Below are 384 nucleotides of genomic sequence, written 5' to 3'. Positions count from 1 at the left end.
GGATGTGGACGCGGTTGCGGAGCTTTCTTAGCTGATCAAGGCAATCGTAAAAGTCGGTGCCAGATAGATCGAACAGGTCGTGCGTCCGAGCACTTGCGATGTATTTTCCTAGCTCGTCGATCTTTTTTGATCGAATGTAAGCCAGTATGTTTTCTGCAACGTTCTGGATGCCCTCTCGGGTAAAAGTCGTTGCCCTCAGATGGAAATCGTAGAGAACCGTCTCTATTATTGATATATTCAATACTGTGAGTGGTTTCCGATAAAGACCGCGGTGGTGCGGAGCCGCGGTCGCCCTTGTAGCGTAGAGTGCTGTCGATATCGATAGGTTGTAGTTGATTTTGTCACCTAGCTTAAAGCTTCCAATGAAGCTGCTGTCGATCGTTG

General features: G+C 48.2%; 1 protein-coding gene. It reads right to left on the bottom strand.

What is annotated here, in order from left to right; translation table 11 throughout:
• The coding region (locus AC805_RS26930; RefSeq protein WP_231663378.1) for a hypothetical protein at positions 1–384 on the bottom strand (384 nt) is incomplete at both ends.

It is taken from the genome of Pseudanabaena sp. 'Roaring Creek' (assembly GCF_001402795.1).
Lineage (GTDB): Bacteria > Cyanobacteriota > Cyanobacteriia > Pseudanabaenales > Pseudanabaenaceae > Pseudanabaena.
This window is presented reverse-complemented; position numbering and strand designations above follow the sequence as displayed.